This window comes from Mycobacterium sp. (genome assembly GCF_046330795.1).
In the GTDB taxonomy this organism is placed as follows: Bacteria; Actinomycetota; Actinomycetes; order Mycobacteriales; family Mycobacteriaceae; genus Mycobacterium.
Genome location: NZ_JAXLSA010000001.1, coordinates 372,796 through 387,928, shown reverse-complemented (window position 1 = coordinate 387,928; position 15,133 = coordinate 372,796). Strand labels below are relative to the sequence as shown.

Annotated in this window: 16 protein-coding genes; 8 read left to right on the top strand and 8 right to left on the bottom strand. The window is 68.7% G+C overall.

Annotation, left to right across the window (positions count from 1 at the left end):
• Nucleotides 1-14: 14 nt before the first annotated feature.
• On the bottom strand, nucleotides 15-2,789 hold the full coding sequence (locus U0R18_RS01885; protein ID WP_526365379.1) for a glycoside hydrolase family 2 protein: 2,775 nt from the start codon (nucleotides 2,787-2,789) through the stop codon (nucleotides 15-17).
• Between the two features lie 105 nt (nucleotides 2,790-2,894).
• Between U0R18_RS01885 and U0R18_RS01880 the strand changes: the two genes are divergently transcribed.
• Together U0R18_RS01880 and U0R18_RS01875 are read left to right on the top strand one after the other, a co-directional pair.
• On the top strand, nucleotides 2,895-4,034 hold the full coding sequence (locus U0R18_RS01880; protein WP_526365377.1) for a nitronate monooxygenase: 1,140 nt from the start codon (nucleotides 2,895-2,897) through the stop codon (nucleotides 4,032-4,034).
• A 65-nt stretch (nucleotides 4,035-4,099) separates the two neighbouring features.
• Nucleotides 4,100-4,486, top strand: a complete 387-nt coding sequence (locus U0R18_RS01875) for a hypothetical protein (RefSeq protein WP_526365375.1) — start codon at nucleotides 4,100-4,102, stop codon at nucleotides 4,484-4,486.
• On the opposite strand, the gene U0R18_RS01870 is transcribed toward U0R18_RS01875, so the two are convergent.
• Nucleotides 4,483-5,016, bottom strand: coding sequence for a hypothetical protein (locus U0R18_RS01870; RefSeq protein WP_526365373.1), 534 nt, complete (start codon nucleotides 5,014-5,016; stop codon nucleotides 4,483-4,485). The genes U0R18_RS01875 and U0R18_RS01870 overlap by 4 nt on opposite strands.
• Nucleotides 5,017-5,195: 179 nt before the next feature.
• On the opposite strand from U0R18_RS01870, the gene U0R18_RS01865 reads away from it, so the two are divergent.
• The 3 genes from U0R18_RS01865 (at nucleotide 5,196) to U0R18_RS01855 (ending at nucleotide 7,888) form a co-directional block, all read left to right on the top strand.
• Nucleotides 5,196-6,434 (top strand): cytochrome P450, encoded by a 1,239-nt coding sequence (locus U0R18_RS01865; protein ID WP_526365371.1) that lies wholly within the window; start codon nucleotides 5,196-5,198, stop codon nucleotides 6,432-6,434.
• Nucleotides 6,435-6,518: 84 nt separating this feature from the next.
• Nucleotides 6,519-7,241 (top strand): FadR/GntR family transcriptional regulator, encoded by a 723-nt coding sequence (locus tag U0R18_RS01860; RefSeq protein WP_526365369.1) that lies wholly within the window; start codon nucleotides 6,519-6,521, stop codon nucleotides 7,239-7,241.
• Complete coding sequence (locus U0R18_RS01855) at nucleotides 7,238-7,888, top strand: sterol desaturase family protein (protein WP_526365367.1); 651 nt, start codon at nucleotides 7,238-7,240, stop codon at nucleotides 7,886-7,888. The genes U0R18_RS01860 and U0R18_RS01855 overlap by 4 nt, the downstream gene beginning before the upstream one ends.
• Before the next feature lie 3 nt (nucleotides 7,889-7,891).
• Here U0R18_RS01855 and U0R18_RS01850 read toward each other — a convergent pair whose 3' ends face one another.
• From U0R18_RS01850 to U0R18_RS01835, 4 genes are all read right to left on the bottom strand, one after another.
• Nucleotides 7,892-9,133 (bottom strand): DUF7159 family protein, encoded by a 1,242-nt coding sequence (locus tag U0R18_RS01850; RefSeq protein ID WP_526365365.1) that lies wholly within the window; start codon nucleotides 9,131-9,133, stop codon nucleotides 7,892-7,894.
• 74 nt (nucleotides 9,134-9,207) lie between these two features.
• Nucleotides 9,208-9,549 (bottom strand): ferredoxin, encoded by a 342-nt coding sequence (gene fdxA / locus U0R18_RS01845; protein ID WP_526365363.1) that lies wholly within the window; start codon nucleotides 9,547-9,549, stop codon nucleotides 9,208-9,210.
• Nucleotides 9,550-9,595: 46 nt separating this feature from the next.
• Nucleotides 9,596-10,456 (bottom strand): cytochrome c biogenesis CcdA family protein, encoded by an 861-nt coding sequence (locus U0R18_RS01840; protein WP_526365361.1) that lies wholly within the window; start codon nucleotides 10,454-10,456, stop codon nucleotides 9,596-9,598.
• Nucleotides 10,457-10,466: 10 nt separating this feature from the next.
• Nucleotides 10,467-10,958: a protein disulfide oxidoreductase gene (locus tag U0R18_RS01835; protein WP_526365359.1), complete on the bottom strand. Its 492-nt coding sequence runs from the start codon at nucleotides 10,956-10,958 to the stop codon at nucleotides 10,467-10,469.
• 270 nt (nucleotides 10,959-11,228) lie between these two features.
• Here U0R18_RS01835 and U0R18_RS01830 point away from each other — a divergent pair, with 270 nt between their 5' ends.
• Entirely contained in the window at nucleotides 11,229-11,684 is a 456-nt protein-coding gene (locus tag U0R18_RS01830; RefSeq protein WP_526365357.1) for a transglycosylase family protein, read from the top strand.
• A 19-nt stretch (nucleotides 11,685-11,703) separates the two neighbouring features.
• On the top strand, nucleotides 11,704-12,990 hold the full coding sequence (locus U0R18_RS01825) for a cytochrome P450 (protein ID WP_526365355.1): 1,287 nt from the start codon (nucleotides 11,704-11,706) through the stop codon (nucleotides 12,988-12,990).
• Here U0R18_RS01825 and U0R18_RS01820 read toward each other — a convergent pair.
• Nucleotides 12,980-13,384, bottom strand: coding sequence for a hypothetical protein (locus U0R18_RS01820; protein ID WP_526365353.1), 405 nt, complete (start codon nucleotides 13,382-13,384; stop codon nucleotides 12,980-12,982). The two genes, U0R18_RS01825 and U0R18_RS01820, sit on opposite strands and share 11 nt — an antisense overlap.
• Nucleotides 13,385-13,416: 32 nt before the next feature.
• Here U0R18_RS01820 and U0R18_RS01815 point away from each other — a divergent pair, with 32 nt between their 5' ends.
• Nucleotides 13,417-14,760 carry a cytochrome P450 gene (locus tag U0R18_RS01815; protein WP_526365351.1) on the top strand — a complete coding sequence of 448 codons (1,344 nt, stop codon included), beginning with the start codon at nucleotides 13,417-13,419 and terminating at the stop codon, nucleotides 14,758-14,760.
• On the opposite strand, the gene U0R18_RS01810 is transcribed toward U0R18_RS01815, so the two are convergent.
• Complete coding sequence (locus tag U0R18_RS01810; RefSeq protein ID WP_526365349.1) at nucleotides 14,738-15,133, bottom strand: hypothetical protein; 396 nt, start codon at nucleotides 15,131-15,133, stop codon at nucleotides 14,738-14,740. The two genes, U0R18_RS01815 and U0R18_RS01810, sit on opposite strands and share 23 nt — an antisense overlap.

The window sequence follows — 15,133 nt, the reverse complement described above, 5'->3', positions numbered from 1 at the left end:
GGCTGTGCCAGGTGTCAGGTAGCGCCGTCGACCGGCACCACGAGTGCGGGCGTGTTGTAGCCCTGGACGCGCACCCGGTCGGCGTGCGTCCCGTCAGGCAGGGTGGCGCTCAGCTCCACCGATTCGCCGGGGAACACCGTCACGTAGTTGTCGCTGTACTCGATCGGCAGGATCTCCGATCCGGACTCCCCGGCGAGCACCTCGGCCCGGTTGAAGAAGGCGATCCGGCCGGTGTGGTTGGACAGCGTGATGGTCATCGCGTCGGCACCGGCCCGCCGCGCGCTCACGTCGAGGTCGGTTCGCGGCATGGTGTTCAGCGGCGTCATGTCGGCCCAGGTGACCTGGTTGAGCGAGAAGGCACTGTCGTTGCGGGGATCTCCGACGTCGTCGCGCTGCTGGGACTGCCAGTAGACGTTGTCGGCGACGACGGCTCCGGCAGGGTCGAGCAACTCGCACCGCACGAAGAACACCCGCGAATTCGTCGCCTCCCGCGGCAGTTCCAGCGCCGGGACCGCGCCGTTGGCGGGCACGGACACCGGGTCACTGGTGCGGTCGTCCCGGACGCGGCCGGACAGGTCGTAGACCCGCACCCGTACGCGCAGCCCGTCCCGGTCGGACGGCGACTGGTTGGTGACAGTGACGGTGGCGGTGCGGTGGTCGCTGGTGGCGTAGGAGTCGAAAACCGCCGACAGCGGCTGCAGGCCCTTCTTGGCGCCGAAGTACGCACCGCCGGGCCGCAGGTAGTAGTCGAACAGATTCCCGAAGAATGACGGCCAGTGGTTGTTGAGCATCCAGTAGATCGTCATCTTATGGGTGTCGAATCCGCCCGCGGCGAACGACTCGAACTGTGCGCGCGTCGATTCGTAGTGTGCCAGTTGGGCTTTCGCCGCGAACTCCTGTGCGCTCCGCGAGGATCCGTACCGCCGTACAACGGCCGTGCGGATGCTGCTCAGTTGCTCGTTGTTGTCGTCGGAGCCGGCGTGGAAATACCACGTGCTGTTGATCGGCCACAGTTTGTCGGCCGGGATGAACTGCTCGAGGCTCGCGAACGGCGGGATGTGCTCATTGTCGCCCTGCTCGGCGGTCGCACCCTCGGTGGCCGCGTACTTGCCCGCGAACCAGTAGCTCGGCGGCCGCCAACTGTACGGACCGGCCATCTGGATGCCGTCCCAGGCGATGTTGCCGTCCTCGTCCCGGTTGATCGACGACACGGTGTCCACGACGGCGTTCGGCCAGTGCAGTTCCGCGAGAATGTCGTGGTACCAGCCGCGCACCTGCGGCGGCGGACGCCCATCACTGCCGTTGGCCCACAGGAAGGCCGACGCGTGCGGACGCAGCGCGGTGATCTGCGAGCGCATGCTGGCCTGCGCCACCGCGCGATCCTCGGCGTCCCACTGCGCCCACTTCTCCCACTGGTTGCAGCACATCCAGCCGTACATCACCGGGATGCCGAGTTCGTCGGCGACCTGCAGCAGATGGTCGCCGGGGAATTTGCCCTCGAGCCGAATCATGTTCAGCCCCAGGTCTTTCACGTAACCAAGGATGGCGCTCTCGCGGTCGGGGTCCGACGCGAACAACAGGTCCGGCGTGTATGTCGCGCCACGGACCCTCAGGTCGCGGCCGTTGACCTTCAGGTAGAAGTTGCCGCCGTCACTCCCGGGTTCGCGGTCGCTCCGGCCGACCCCGTCATCGGTGTCGCGGAACTGCTGCACGCTGCGGATCCCGAACCGCTGGTGCATCGCGTCCACGACGCGGTCGAACGAGCGGTACTCCAGGTCCAGGTCGTAGAGATCGGGTGAGCCAAGGGTGTACGGCCACCACAGATCCGGATCAGGCACGGCCAGTGCCGGGAACGACTCCGGATCGAACCGGGCCTCGCGGCTCTCACCCGGCTTCAGATTCAGTGGCTGTTCGACACGGACGTCCGGCTTGCCGGGGCGACGGATGGTTGCCCGCAGCACTCCCCGCACCGGTGCGTCCGTGCGGTTGCGGACGTCGGCGTAGATGGTCAACCGGGCCGAATCCGTTCTGGGCAGCGGCAATTCGGAGTTGACGGTGGCAGGTCCGATCGTGACGTCGCCGCTCGCCCGCAGGTACACCGGCTTCCAGATGCCGGCGTTGCGGTCCGGGACGAATGAGGTACCGGCCGCACCCTGTTTGCGGTAGCCGATTCCACGCCAGTTGATCCAGTCCCACCAGCTGTCGGCCAGCTCCACGCCGTCGACATCCTGCACCGACTGTTCGGGAGTTACCTTGACCGCCAAGGTGTTCGCCGATCCGGGGCGCACCAGCGCGGTGGCATCCAGATCGTGCGCGGCGTACATGCCCACGACGGTGTCGGGGCCGGCCAGGCGCCGCCCGTTGAGCCAGATCTCGGCGCGGTAGTTGATGCCGGGGAACTGCAGCAGGTACTGCGAGTGCCCGGCCGGGGCGGTGAAGGTGGTCCGGTACCACCAGTCCTGTTGGTAGAGGTCGTCGGGCACTTCGTCGCGCAGATTCGTACCGACGTACAGATTCGGGTAGACCCCGTCGTCCTGCAGGGTCTGCAGCACGGTGGCCGGCATCCGCCGTACGGAGTGCCAGCCACCGTCGTCGTAACCGGGTGACGACACGGCGTCGCCGGACTCGGCGACCTTGCGCGCCGAGGACAGCTTCCAGCCGTCGGACAGTTCGATGTCGGCGGGTGCGGCCTGTGCGCGGGCGAACGACGGGAAGTCGCCGGCCCCCAGCGTGCACACGGCCACCAGCAGCGCAACGAGGACCATCAGGGTGGTTCCTCGGCGCAGCACGCCGATACCTTACGAGATCCGCGGACCGGTCACCCGGCGCGTGGTGGCATACTGAACTAGAACACGTTCCAGTTTTGTTGGATTCCCTCAGGCCTAGGAGCCACCATGCGTACCGCGCTCTGCGATCAGCTCGGCATCGAATACCCGATCTTCGCGTTCACCCACTGCCGCGACGTCGTCGTCGCCGTCAGCAAGGCCGGCGGCTTCGGTGTCCTCGGGGCGGTCGGCTTCACCCCCGAGCAGCTGGAGATCGAGCTGAACTGGATCGACGAGAACATCGGCGATCACCCGTACGGCGTCGACATCGTGATCCCGAACAAGTACGAGGGCATGGATCAGACCGACATCGATCCCGAGGTGCTCAAGAAGACGCTGAACGACCTGGTACCCCAGGAACACATCGACTTCGCCAAGAAGATCCTGGCCGACCACGGCGTCCCGGTGGACCACAGCGACGACGACGCACTGCAGTTGCTCGGCTGGACCGAGGCCACCGCCACCCCGCAGGTCGAGGTGGCGCTGAAGCACCCGAAGGTCACCATGATCGCCAACGCGCTGGGCACCCCGCCCGCCGACATGATCAAGCACATCCATGAAGCGGGCCGCGTCGTGGCCGCACTGTGTGGCTCGCCGTACCAGGCCCGCAAGCACGCCGACGCCGGCGTGGACATCATCATCGCCCAGGGCGGCGAGGCCGGCGGCCACTGCGGCGACGTCGGCTCGATCGTGCTGTGGCCCCAAGTGGTCAAGGAAGTCGCCCCGGTTCCGGTCCTCGGCGCCGGCGGCATCGGCAGTGGTCAGCAGATCGCCGCGGCACTCGCGCTGGGCTGCCAGGGGGCCTGGACCGGATCCCAGTGGGTCATCGTCGAGGAGTCCGAGAACAGCCCGGTGCAGCATGCCGCCTACATCAAGGCCACCAGCCGCGACACCGTGCGCAGCCGCTCCTTCACCGGCAAGCCGGCCCGCATGCTCAAGAACGACTGGACCGAGGCGTGGGAGGCTCCGGAGAACCCGAAGCCGCTCGGCATGCCGCTGCAGTACATGGTGTCCGGCATGGCCGTCGCCGCCACCCACAAGTTCCCCAACGAGTCGGTGGACGTGGCGTTCAACCCGATCGGCCAGGTGGTCGGGCAGTTCACCAAGGTGGAGAAGACCTCCGCGGTGATCGAGCGCTGGGTGCAGGAGTACCTGGAGGCCACCGAGACCCTCGACGCGCTCAACGAGGCCGCCGAGGCGCACGCCTGATCCGCACTCGCGAAACGCGGGCCAGCTTCCACTGAAAACGCAGTTCAGGGTGGTTTGCTGAAGAAATGCTGCGGTTGACTGCGATGGTCGGCATCGTGATCGCCGGTGCGCTCGCGACCGGCCCGGCCGCCCTGGCCGCGCCGAGCATCGACGACAGCGGATTCGTCGGCTCGGCGGCCAGGTGCGCCGCAGGTCAGCAGGCGGCCGCGGTCGGCCGGACCCAGCGTTCCGAAGTGGTGGTGTGCCGGACCGGCGATGGCGGCTACGAATACATCGGGGTTCGCGTCAGCGACGGCGCGTCCACCCGCGCACCGGCCCGATCCACCGATACGGGATTCGTCGCGCAGACCGAAACCGCGAGCTACACGGTGTCGCCGACACGTCTCGAGGTGTTCTCCGGCGACCGGCTGATCTACGGCGACACCTGGATCGACTACCAGGAACCCGGCTAGGGCGACGGCACCACGTCGACCGGCGGCGCCGGATCCGCCGGTACGGCGGCCGCCGGTGACGCGGCTGCCTGCGGGCCGGCCGGCAGGCCCTGCGGCGACATTGCGCCCGGATCCATCGGCCGCTGGGTCAGCAGCAACAATGCGTCGGCCCCGCTGACCTCCTGGGTCTGGTAGGCCTGCCACAGTTCGCGCAGGTAGGACAGGCCGCGGCCCTGACGCTGCTCCGGTACGCCGGTGGTACCCGGCGGCAAATTCTGCGGGCTGCTCAGGTGCGGCATACCGTCCTCGGTCGCCTCGGGACCGGGCGCGGGTTCGGGATCCGGCGTATCGGCCGCGACGGTGTCCGCAGGAGCCGTCCCGGCGGGGTCCGCCGGGGCCGCCGCAGCGGGCGATGCCAGCGCCGACTGCACCGTCGGTGTGGACGGCGGACCGGGTGCCGGGCCCGGATCGTCGACGTCAGCGTGCGCCGGCGCGGCCAGCGCCAGCATGGCGGCCGCGACAGCCACCCAACCCGTGATGAAACGCGCCATACCTGTGCTTCTGCGCAGGCCGCCCCGGTGTTACACCGAATTTCTCGGAACGGACAGGAACCTGTTCCAGTTCGCGTTTTGTGAACCGGGCCACACCCACCCGATCGGCGGTGTACCAATACATTTGAGCCCCCTGGGCCCGCCGACAACGCGTTAGACCCCGTAAGGAGCGGTACTCCATGCCCAGTCCCAGCCTGCCCCCCGGCTTCGACTTCACCGATCCCGACCTCAACTGCGCCCGGCTGCCCGTCGAGGAGCTGGCCGAGTTGCGGCGGACCGCGCCGATCTGGTGGAACGCGCAACCGCCGGGCAATTGCTTCGACGACGACGGCTTCTGGCTGGTGACCAAGCACAAGGACGTCAAGGAGATCTCCCGGCACAGCGAGGTGTTCTCCAGTCAGGAGAAGACGGCGCTACCCCGCTATCCCGAGAGTTCCCAGGTCGAACAGATCGAGGGCGGCAAGCTGGTGCTGTTGAACATGGATGCCCCGCATCACACGCACCTGCGCCAGATCATCTCCCGCGGTTTCACTCCCCGCGCCGTGGAGCGGCTGCGCGCGGACCTCGACCGACGCGCACAGGACATCGCCAGGGCCGCTGCCGCCGAGGGATCCGGCGACTTCGTGGAGCAGGTGGCCTGCGAGCTGCCGCTGCAGGCCATCGCCGGGCTGCTCGGGGTGCCGCTGGAGGACCGCAAGAAGCTGTTCGACTGGTCGAATCAGATGGTCAGCGACGACGACCCCGAGTTCGCGCACCACGACAACGGCACCGCTTCGGTGGAACTGATCATGTACGCGATGCAGCTTGCCGCCCTGCGGGCCGAGGAACCCGGCGACGACATCGTCACCAAGTTGATCCAGGCCGACGTCGAAGGGCACAAGCTCTCCGACGACGAGTTCGGGTTCTTCATGGTCCTGCTGGCCGTCGCCGGCAACGAGACCACCCGCAACTCGATCACCCACGGCATGATCGCCTTCGCCGAACACCCCGACCAGTGGGAGCTCTACAAGGAGCGCCGGCCGGCCACCGCTGTTGATGAGATCGTCCGCTGGGCCACCCCGGTCACCTCGTTCCAGCGCACCGCACTCACCGACTACGAACTCTCCGGCGTGCCGATCAAGAAGGGCCAGCGCGTCGTAATGTCCTACCGCTCGGCCAATTTCGACGAAGAAGTATTCGACCGGCCCTACGAATTCGACATCCTGCGGGACCCCAACCCGCACGTCGGGTTCGGCGGGACGGGAGCGCACTACTGCGTCGGGGCGAACCTCGCACGGATGACGATCGACCTGATGTTCAACGCGATCGCCGACCACATGCCCGATCTGACCTCGGTGGGACGGCCGGACCGGCTCCGGTCCGGCTGGCTCAACGGCATCAAGCACTGGCAGGTGGACTACCGGGGACCGACTGCATGAGCAGAGGCGCCGGCAAAATCCCAGTGATCCCCGAATTGGTCTGACCACTTGACGTCTGATCTGTTCTCTCGGTAGCTTCGGCTCATGGCACTACAGCCCGTGAACCGCCGCTCGGTGCCCGAGGACGTCTTCGATCAGCTCGTCGGCGAGGTGCTCAGCGGGAACGTGCAGCCCGGGGATACCCTGCCCAGTGAGCGACGGCTGGCCGAGGTGCTCGGCGTGTCACGGCCGGCGGTCCGAGAGGCATTGAAGAGGGTGACAGCGGCTGGGCTCGTGGAGATCCGCCAGGGTGACGCCACCACGGTTCGGGATTACCGCCGGCACGCCGGGCTGGACCTGCTGCCCCACCTGATGGTCCGCGACGGCGAGCTCGATGTCTCGGTGATCCGCAGCGTCCTGGAGACCCGGCTGCACAACGGACCGAAGATCGCCGAGCTCGCCGCGCAGCGTCGTGGCCCCGAACTCGTCGGATTACTCAGCGGCACAATCGAACTGCTCGCCGCCGAGCAGGACCCCGTGGCTCGGCAACGGCACGCGCTGGCGTACTGGGACCATGTGGTCGACGCCGCCGACTCCATCGTGTTCCGGCTGATGTACAACTCGATGCGCGCGACCTACGAGCCGGCGCTCCCGGCCCTATCGGTGGTGATGGCCCCCGAAGTCGGCCGGCCGGAGGCCTACCGTCGTCTTGCCGAGGTCATCGAAAACGGCGACGCCGATGCCGCCCGCGCGGCGGCCATCGACCTGCTCGCCCCGGCCACCAGTGCCATCCTCGCGGCGCTGGAGAAATTGGAGAATCAACAATGAAGTCGCGCAAGGGATTCGGGCTCTCAGAGGCACTCGCCCAATTTTGCCGCTATCCCTCCCCGTGGATGATTGCCGCGGTGTTGGTGGGCGCACTGACCGCGCGGATCGTCATCGGCGACTGGCAGTGGACCGACGCCCTGGTGCCCGTGGCGATGGTGGCGGTCTTCCCGTTCTTCGAATGGGTGGTCCACGTCGTCATCCTGCACTGGCGGCCCCGCGCCGTCGGCGTCATGCGCGTCGACCCATTGTTGGCCCGTAAGCACCGCGAGCACCATGCGGACCCGCGTCGGGTCGACCTGATCTTCATCCCGTGGCGGGCACAGCTGTGGGTGCAGCCCGGTTCGATTGCCATTGCGCTGCTTGCGTTTCCGCGGCCCGCGCTGGGCCTGACCTTCCTGAGCTTCCTGGCGGTGCTCGGCCTGGCCTACGAGTGGACGCACTACCTGGTGCACACGGACTACAAACCCCGGTCGGCCGCGTACCGGGCGGTCTGGCGCAACCACCGGCTACACCACTTCAAGAACGAGCGGTACTGGTTCACCGTTACCAGCGCCGGCACCGCGGATCGGGTGCTGGGAACCTATCCGGATCCGGCCACGGTGCCCACCTCACCGACCGCGAAGAACCTGCATGCCCTGAGCGCCTAACGCTCAGTGTCCGAACCGGTCGAGGCCCGGGATCTTGTCGAGGATGCGGTCGCGCAGCCGCGGCCTGGCCTCGGGCACCTCGGGGACGACCGGTTGCTGAGGAGCCATCACCGGCACCGGAGGGACCGGCGCAACGGCCACCGGGGCGGGCGCGGGCTGGACGATCTGGTGCACCTCGGTGATCGGTTCCTGAACGAGCGGCGCCTCAGGGGGTGCCGGATCGATCGGCGGGGCTTCGTCCGCCGGCGCGGGCGCTTCGGCGGGAACCTCGCCGGTGGCGACCTGCTCGGGCACATCGGCGGCTTCCGGCGGGCCTTCCGGCGCCGGCGGTGCCTCGGCCGGCGTGGGTGCGACCGCGGCCGGTGCGGGAGGGTCGACGCGCGCCTGGGTGAGAGCGGCCGTCACGACGGCACGGTCCGGCAGCGTGTGCGGCGTGATCGCCAGCGCCGTCGACACCACCAGGGCGACCGCGCCCCCGGCGAGCAACAGGGCCGGGCCCCGCATGGCCCGACGGGGGTCCGGCGCCGTGGAACGCGCCCACGGATCCGTGTCGCCGTACCAGAGGTCCAGCTCGCCGACGGGGTTGTGCGCCGATGCCAGTGCCGCGCCGTGGGCCAGTGCCAACTCCGCCTCCGGCGGGTCGAACACGGGCACACCCAGCCCCTGCTCCAGCCAGGCGGCCAGGCCGGCACGGCCGAACAGGCCGACCGAGCCGACGATGAACAGGCCCTCGGGGTGCCAGGCTTCACCGGCGAACACCGATGCGATCCAGTCCAGCAGTTGACGGTCGTCGCCCACCGACGGATTGACCAGCGATTCGACCTCACCGTCGAGGGTGTCCACCAGGGCCAGCACCATCGCGTCCGGTTCGACGACACACACGGCGGTGCGCTGGTAGCCGATCACCCGACCGATGCTGCGGGCCAGCGCCTCGGCGGCCTGGGGCAGCCGCACCGGAACCACGTTGTGGAAGCCGCGTACCGCGAGCGAGTCGAGAACCAGTGAGGCCTCGAGATCGGCGTCCTCGCTCCAGGTCACGCCGATCTTGTGCAACTGATGCCCGTCGGCCTCGGCGATGGACAGCACGGCCTCGGCCACCTGTTCGGACGCGTGGATCGGGGACTCGGCACCGGAGAAGACGTCGAACGCGTCGTGCTCGAGCGTGATCCCGTCGGCGTCGCAACCCTCGACGAGCACGGTCTGGACGTTGGTGGCCGTCACCGACAGGCCCAACACGGTTTGCACTCGACGACTCCTGGCTCGACTATCCCTTTCTCTACCGCATCATGGCGGTAAATGCGAACCGAGCGGGGGCTTCCTCAGTCCTTGTGCGGCATGGCCGACACCAGCGGTGTGTCGACGCCGACGGGGCCCAGGTCGACCGCGCCGCCCGGGTTGCCCAGCGGCGCGTCGCGACCGGGCAGGATCTCGGTGAAGAAGGCGGCGTTGTCGGCCAGATGCTGTTTCTGGTCCTCGGGCAGATCGGTCTCGAAATAGATCGCGTCCATCTTGCAGATGAACGCGCAGGCCGCGCAGTCCACGCATTCGTCCGGGTTGATGTAGAGCGACCGTTCACCCTCGTAGATGCAGTCGGCCGGGCAATCCTGAACACACGATTTGTCCACCACGTCGACGCAGGCCGAACCAATCACATATGTCATGGTCAAAACGGTAGGCAGGAAACCGGTCCGGTTCGCGCGGCGAAGGTCACCAGCCCCGGGGACCTGGGTCCACACTTCGGCGGCGGCGCGCCCACGCGGCGGCCGCGGTCAGCAGCACGATCAACAACACCAGCCAGGGCAAGCCGCCGTGGCCGTGCACCCAGCCGGCCAGTGCGCCCTGGATCCGTCCGGCCGCGGCGATCACGGTGTCCCGGGGGTTGGTGTTCGAGTTGAACAGCCGCAGCTCGTAGCTGCCGTAGTAGGCCACATACAGGCCCACCAGCACCACCAGCGCCCCGCCGATCCGGTTCACCACCGGCAGCATCGCGCGCAGCCGGATCGCCAGTGCCGCGTAGGTGAAGGCCGTGGCCACGGCCAGCGTCCCGACGATCAGCGCGAACCCGGCGGCATACCCCGCGTAGACCCCGAGCACGCCGGCCCGCGACCCGGACCGGGTGGCCGCCGTGGTGACGGCCAGGAAGGGGCCGACGGTGCACGACAGAGAGGCGACCGCGTAGGCGACGCCATAACCGAACATCGACCCGAGCCGTTCGGTCGGGGCGAGTTCGTGCGGCGGGGTGGTCGGGATGCGCAGCTCATGGCCCGTCAGCAGCCACAGGCCCAGGGCGATCAGGACGACCCCGACGACCACCGTGACGAACGGCAGGTAGCGCTGGATCGCCGAGGCCAGCGGGATCGTCAACGCCCCGAACACCGCGAAGACGGTCAGGAAGCCGACCGTCATTGCCACCGTCGCCGCAATCGCCCGCGCGACCGCCACCGGCCGCCCCGGCGCGCTGTCGCCGATGACGAAGGTCAGATAGGCGGGCAGCAACGCGAAGCCACACGGGTTGAGCGCCGCGACGAGTCCCGCGGCGAACGCCAGGCCGATGAGTTCGCGTAACACCCGCCCGGTCCTATCGGCCCAGGGCGGCGACGCGGCCCGATAGTTCGGATTCGGACATCGCCGAGGTCGGGTTGTTCACGAAGCTCGAGGTGCCGTCCGCGGCGACGAACAGGTACGCGGGCTGCCACGGAACGTTGAACCGGGCCCACAGCGAGCCGTCGGCGTCGTCGAGGTTGGTGAAGCCGAGGTGATACCTGCCGACGAAGTCGCGCATGGCGCCGGCGTCCGCGCGGGCGGCGATGCCGACGAATGTCACCTGCGGATTGGCGGCGGCGACCTGGCTGACCGACGGCGCCTCCTGATTGCAGAACGGGCACCACGGCGTCCAGAACCACAGCACCGCCGGCCGGCCGGCCAGGCTCGCGCCGTTGAACGGCGCGCCGTCGATGGTGGTGCCGGTGAAGTCGAGCCGGCTGTCGGCGTACGCGGGTGGCGCGGCGAAGGGGGCCAGCAGGGTGATCGCGGTCAGTAGGGCCGCCAGGAGGCGCGTGGTGCCGGTCATGGTGATGTCCTTCTCGAGTCGGTGGTCGGTCGAGTCCGTGGTCGGTCGCCGTCTACCGGTCCGTGTTCCCCGTCCGGACACGGTTGGCACCTACATCTGGTTCGGACTCGGGCCCTCGTTGGATGTGTCGGGTTCGCAGATCGGCCAGTTCGAGGTCGGCCACGCCGAGAATTGCCAGTGATTCCTTAGAGATAAAGCTGTGATCGGAGTAACACGTGCGACGAATGGGGCGAAACATGCCATATGAAAAGCATCCGCAAGTTCTTCGCAATGGCCGCTCTCGCCGGTGCCTTCCTGATGGGGATCATGGCCCTGAGCACCGCGACCGCGAGCGCCGACAGCGTGAACTGGGATGCCATCGCACAATGCGAATCCGGCGGCAATTGGTCGATCAACACCGGTAACGGTTTCTATGGCGGCCTGCAATTCAGCCCGGCCACCTGGGCGGCCAACGGCGGCGTCGGCAGCCCGGCCCACGCCACGCGCGAGCAGCAGATCCAGGTGGCCGAGCGGGTCCTGGCCAAGCAGGGTCTGGGCGCCTGGCCGTCCTGCGGCAGCAAGGGCGGTTCGCTGTTCTCGGGCCCGAGCAGCACCACCAGCCTGAGCAACACCGGCACCACTCCGGCATTCGGCGGCCTCGGCAACGACGGCCACGCCTGGTACCCCGGCAAGTACCTGCTGCAGGCCGTGCGCGGAATGCTCGATCAGATGTCCCCGGTGCAGTGACGCCGATACAGTCGCATTCGTGACCAGCAGTCTGACTGCCAACGGGCAGGCTCCCCCGGAGGTCCCCCTGGCCGACGTCCGGCTGGACACCTGGAAGTTCTTCGCCCGCAACGACGATTTCCGCGACGGCGCGTTCGCCACCCTGCGGCGCGAATCGCCCATCACGTTCTTCGACGAGGTCCGGTTCGAGGATGTCGAACCGGGACCCGGCCACTGGGCGCTCACCCGCTACGACGACATCCATTTCGCCAGCCGGCATCCCGAGATCTTCAGCTCGAGCCCCAACATCACGATCGGTGACGGCAACCCCGACCTGGCCGAGTACTTCGGCTCGATGATCGTGCTGGACGACCCGCGGCACCAGCGGCTGCGGTCGATCGTCAGCCGGGCGTTCACGCCGAAGGTGGTGGCACGCATCGAGACCTCGGTGCGCGACCGGGCGCACCGACTGGTGGCCGACATGATCGAACAGCATCCCGACGGATCGGCGGATCTGGTGTCCGCGCTGGCCGGGCCGCTGCCGCTGCAGGTGATCTGCGACATGATGGGCATCCCGGCCGGCGACGAGGACCGGATCTTCCACTGGACCAACGTGATCCTCGGTTTCGGCGATCCCGACATCTCCAGCGACTACGACGAATTCGGCCGCACCGCAATGGATATCGGCGCGTACGCCCATCAGCTCGCCGAGGACCGGCGCGCACATCCGCGGGACGATCTGACCAGCGCCCTGGTGCGGGCCGAAGTGGACGGCGAGAGTCTGACGTCGGCCGAGGTCGCGTCGTTCTTCATCCTGCTCGTCGTCGCGGGCAACGAGACCACGCGCAACGCCATCAGCCACGGGGCCATCGCGCTGAGCAAGTTCCCGGAGGAACGCCAGCTGTGGTGGGACGACTTCGACGCGATCGCCCCGACGGCCGTGGAGGAAATCATCCGGTGGGCCTCACCGGTGGTCTACATGCGCCGCACCCTGACCCGTGATTTCGAGTTGTCCGGGACCGCGATGGCGAAGGGCGACAAGGTCAGCCTGTGGTACTGCTCGGCCAACCGCGACGAGGACCGGTTCGCCGACCCGTGGCGCTTCGACGTCCGGCGAAACCCCAACCCGCACTTCGGCTTCGGTGGCGGCGGCGCCCACTTCTGCCTGGGGGCCAATCTCGCGCGCCGGGAGATCAAGGTGGCGTTCGAGGAACTGCGCAATCAGCTGCCCGGCATCACGGTCAGCGCTGAGCCGCGGCGGCTGGTCTCCGCCTTCATCCACGGCATCAAGGAGTTGCCGGTCAGCTGGGACCCGGCTACAGCGTGACGGTGGTGGGGCCCACCGTGGTGCAGATCGGCTCCGGCGGGACCGCCCGGGCTCCGCAGCCGCGGCCGCGCGCGGTGTAGGCCACCCCCGGCTGATACGGCGCCAAATAGACCCGCGCGGTGTTGTAGCCCGGCAGTTCGGCGCACCGGCCGGCGGTGCTGCTGCCCGCGGCCGACAGGCACACCTGCGTGAACGTCGGCTTGGCCATCCCGGTGCAGGCCCCCGGCGTGAGGCTGGCCGTGACCATCGGCACCCCCGACACCTGGGTGACGCTCGGCTCCGACAGCATGAAGTTGCAGATCCCCGGTTCGTCGGAGTCGGCCGAGGCCGGAGCCTGGACGCCGAGAACCATCGATCCGGCGAACACGGCCGGCAGAATCGCGCGCAGCAACATACCCAGCACCCTAGCGGCGTAGCGTTGGCGCGGTGAAGCAATGGTTGCACTGGCTGGCCATGCACGGGGTGGTCCGGCGGTTCGCGGCGATGGGAGTGCGCCGCGGCGACGTGCAGGCGCGGATGATGGCCGATCCCGCGGTGCGCGCCGACCCGGTGCCCTTCTACGACGAACTCCGCGAGCGTGTCACGGGTGCCGGTCCCCTGATCCGCTGCCGGGTCAGCTACGTCACCATCGATCACGGTCTTGCGCAGGAACTCCTGCGTTCGGACGACTTCCGGGTGATCAAGCTCGGGTCGAACCTGCCGGGCCCGCTGCGCCGCCTGGAGGAACGCACGCGGCCGCAGGCCCTGCATCCGCTGCGGCCGCCGTCGTTGCTGGCGGTGGAACCGCCCGAACACACCCGCTACCGCAAGACGGTGTCCTCGGTGTTCACCGCGAGAGCCGTTGCGGCACTTCGGGAACGGGTGCAGGACACCGCCGAGGCACTGCTCGACGAGATGGCCGGCGCCGGTGACGGTTCCCGCGTGGTCGATGTGGTGGACCGCTACTGCTCCCAGCTGCCGGTCACGGTGATCAGCGAGGTGCTCGGGGTTCCCGAGAGCCAGCGCGCCCGGGTCCTCGAGTTCGGGGAGGCCGCCGCGCCCAGCCTGGACATCGGCCTGTCGTGGTCGCAGTACCGGACCGTGGATCGCGGGCTGGAGAGCTTCAACGAGTGGCTGACCACGCACCTGGCCGAGCTACGACGGAACCCCGGCGACGATCTGATGAGCCAGCTGATCCGCACCGCGGAGGGCTCCCCCGGGACGGCCCCGCTGCTGGACGACCGGGAACTGCGGGCCACCGCCGGCCTGGTGTTGGCGGCCGGTTTCGAAACCACCGTCAACCTGCTCGGCAACGGCATCCGAATGCTGATGGACGCCCCGGATCAGCTCGCGCTGCTGCGCGAGGATCCGCAGCTGTGGCCCAACGCCGTCGAGGAGATCCTGCGACTGGACTCCCCCGTTCAGCTCAGCGCCCGGGTCGCCCTGCGCGACGTCGACATCGCGGGGACGCGGCTGCAGCGCGACGAGATGGTGGCGATCTATCTGGCCGCCGCCAACCGCGACCCGGCCGTCTTCCCCGATCCACACCGGTTCGACGTCACGCGCGAGAACGCCGGGCGGCACCTGGCCTTTTCCGGCGGTCGGCACTTCTGCCTGGGCGCCGCGCTGGCGCGGGCCGAGGGCGAGGTCGGTCTGCGCGCGTTCTTCGACCGCTTCCCGCAGGCCCAGCCGGCCGGCACCGGTCAGCGCCGCGACACCCGGGTGCTGCGCGGCTGGTCGAGCCTGCCGGTGCGGCTCGGCCCGGAGGTCAGCGCCGCTCGACCCGTGTGACGTCGTCCGGCCCGGTTCCGTCGGAGACCTTCACCGTGGGGTCAATGGTGTCGGCGTGCCCGAGTCGGGCGTCGAGTTCGTCGCGTCCGGCCGCCGCCGCCTGACGGTGCACGCCGGCCCGTTCCTCGAGCCGGGTGGCCTCGGCGTCCTTGACCTCCGCCTCGGCCCGCGCTGCCCGGGCCCTGGCAGCGGTCTCCTGAGCCAACGCATCGCGTCGGTCGACGTGGACCGATTGCTGCTCGACTTCCTCCCGGATCCGCTGCGCCTGGCCATGCAAGCGGGTGTGCCGGCGGTTGCGGGCGACGAGCGCGACGCCCAGCAACACCAGGACCACCGCCACCGCGATCACGATCCAGATGACACTGTCGGCCAT

Coding starts and splice junctions, on each gene's coding strand:
- U0R18_RS01880 (WP_526365377.1), top strand. CDS start 2,895: ATGCGTACCGCGCTCTGCGATCAGCTCGGCATCGAATACCCGATCTTC.
- U0R18_RS01875 (WP_526365375.1), top strand. CDS start 4,100: ATGCTGCGGTTGACTGCGATGGTCGGCATCGTGATCGCCGGTGCGCTC.
- U0R18_RS01870 (WP_526365373.1), bottom strand. CDS start 5,016: ATGGCGCGTTTCATCACGGGTTGGGTGGCTGTCGCGGCCGCCATGCTG.
- U0R18_RS01865 (WP_526365371.1), top strand. CDS start 5,196: ATGCCCAGTCCCAGCCTGCCCCCCGGCTTCGACTTCACCGATCCCGAC.
- U0R18_RS01860 (WP_526365369.1), top strand. CDS start 6,519: ATGGCACTACAGCCCGTGAACCGCCGCTCGGTGCCCGAGGACGTCTTC.
- U0R18_RS01855 (WP_526365367.1), top strand. CDS start 7,238: ATGAAGTCGCGCAAGGGATTCGGGCTCTCAGAGGCACTCGCCCAATTT.
- fdxA (WP_526365363.1), bottom strand. CDS start 9,549: ATGACATATGTGATTGGTTCGGCCTGCGTCGACGTGGTGGACAAATCG.
- U0R18_RS01835 (WP_526365359.1), bottom strand. CDS start 10,958: ATGACCGGCACCACGCGCCTCCTGGCGGCCCTACTGACCGCGATCACC.
- U0R18_RS01830 (WP_526365357.1), top strand. CDS start 11,229: ATGGCCGCTCTCGCCGGTGCCTTCCTGATGGGGATCATGGCCCTGAGC.
- U0R18_RS01820 (WP_526365353.1), bottom strand. CDS start 13,384: ATGTTGCTGCGCGCGATTCTGCCGGCCGTGTTCGCCGGATCGATGGTT.
- U0R18_RS01810 (WP_526365349.1), bottom strand. CDS start 15,133: ATGGCCGACAGTGTCATCTGGATCGTGATCGCGGTGGCGGTGGTCCTG.